Source organism: Streptomyces sp. NPDC051133, from assembly GCF_040682635.1.
Taxonomy (GTDB): domain Bacteria; phylum Actinomycetota; class Actinomycetes; order Streptomycetales; family Streptomycetaceae; genus Streptomyces.
The window spans coordinates 1-1,740 of sequence record NZ_JBFBBK010000213.1 but is presented as its reverse complement, the minus strand read 5'-3'; the positions used below and the strand labels follow the sequence as shown (position 1 = coordinate 1,740).

Genomic DNA, 1,740 nt, shown 5'->3' with positions numbered 1-1,740 from the left:
TCGACGAGCCGGAAGACACAGCTGAGAACGGAGCCGGGAACGGCCTGCTGAAGCAGGATCCGCAGCCCTCGCGCCGCCCACCCCGGCTGCGACGCGGCACTCCCCTCACGCACACGCTGCCGCTCGCCCAGCGCCCAGCGCCCAGCGCCCCGCGCCGGGCCCCATACCGGACAGCGCGTGGAATTCGCCACAATGTGCTCACTAAGCAGCGCGAATGCACCAAAATGGTCGTTTGCAGCTGGTTGCACCCCCCGGTGGCCAGCTCCAGGATTCAACGACCAGCGGCATGGGAGAAGCGTTTGATCACGGCACGCAAGCGACACACCGGGCTGATGACCTCGGCCGGCGTACTCGGCGGCGTACTCGCCCTCACGGCCTTCGGCGGCACCGGCCACGCCGCCACCGGCGGCAACGACACCGGGAACCAGCCGCAGGCACAGACGCAGACACAGACGCCGTCGCAGACGCAGGCACAGGCACAGGCGCCGTCGCAGTCGCCGTCGCCGTCGCCGTCGCAGAAGCAGGCAGGTCAGGCGGACACCCAGGACGCTTCCGACGCCCGAATAGTGATCACTCCTGGACCAGGTGCCTACAACGTCGGGACCGACGCCCCCGTCCAGGTCGCCGTCAGCAAGGGCAAGCTCACCAAGGTGACCATGACCGCCGTCGCGACCGGTACCGAGGTTCCGGGCACCCTGTCCGGGGACGGCACGGCCTGGCAGGCGACCGGCCGGCTGGACCGGGCCACCAAGTACCAGGTCACCGCGGAGGCCGAGGACGCCAAGGGCCGCCCCGTCACCGGGAACGCCACGATCACCACGGTCTCCCCGGCCAACGACTTCATCGGGCACGTCTCCCCCGAGGACGGCTCGACCGTCGGCGTGGGCATGCCGGTGACGGTCACCTTCGGCAGGGCGGTCGGCGACAGGGCCGCCGTGCAGTCGCAGATCCAGGTCAACTCCAGCAGCGGCCAGCAGGTCGTCGGTCACTGGCTCAGCGGCAACCGCCTGGACTTCCGCCCCGAGACCTACTGGAAGCCCGGCTCCACCGTCACCGTCACGCTCAACTCCCACGGCGTCCGGAAGACCGTCACGTTCAAGATCGGCCGGAGCCAGGTCAGCACCGTCGACGCCAAGACCAAGCAGATGACGGTCGTCCGGGACGGCAAGACGATCAAGACCATCCCGATCTCGTCCGGCAGCGCCGAGCACCCGACGTACAACGGCCGGATGGTGATCTCCGAGAAGTTCAGGCAGGTCCACATGAACGCCGCGAGCGTGGGCCTCACGGAGAAGGACGGCAAGCCCTCGTACGACATCAAGGCCGTACCGCACGCCATGCGCCTGACCGACTCGGGCACGTTCATCCACGGCAACTACTGGGGTGCCGACTCGGTCTTCGGCAAGGTCAACACCAGCCACGGCTGCGTGGGCCTGAAGGACGTCAGGGGCGGCGGCGACGGCAAGCAGCCCGCCGCGTGGTTCTTCGACAACTCGATGATCGGCGACGTCGTGACCGTGAAGAACTCCAGCGACAAGACCAAGCTGGCCCCGGGCAACGGCCTCAGCGACTGGAACATGCCGTGGAGCCAGTGGGTCGCGGGCGGCGCGACCGGCTGACGCCACACCCCTCCGGGCAGACGAAGCCTGATCCCTTCCGCCGGGCGGCGGCCGAAACCCTGTCGGGGAAGCCGTCCGGGCTCACCGCCACGCCGAACGGACGGGCGCCGACGGTGATGGT

General features: G+C 69.2%; 1 protein-coding gene. It reads left to right on the top strand.

Going from position 1 to position 1,740, the window contains the following annotated elements:
• Positions 1-299 precede the first annotated feature (299 nt).
• Positions 300-1,619 (top strand): Ig-like domain-containing protein, encoded by a 1,320-nt coding sequence (locus tag AB0N17_RS46500; RefSeq protein ID WP_366017705.1) that lies wholly within the window; start codon positions 300-302, stop codon positions 1,617-1,619.
• Positions 1,620-1,740: the final 121 nt, after the last annotated feature.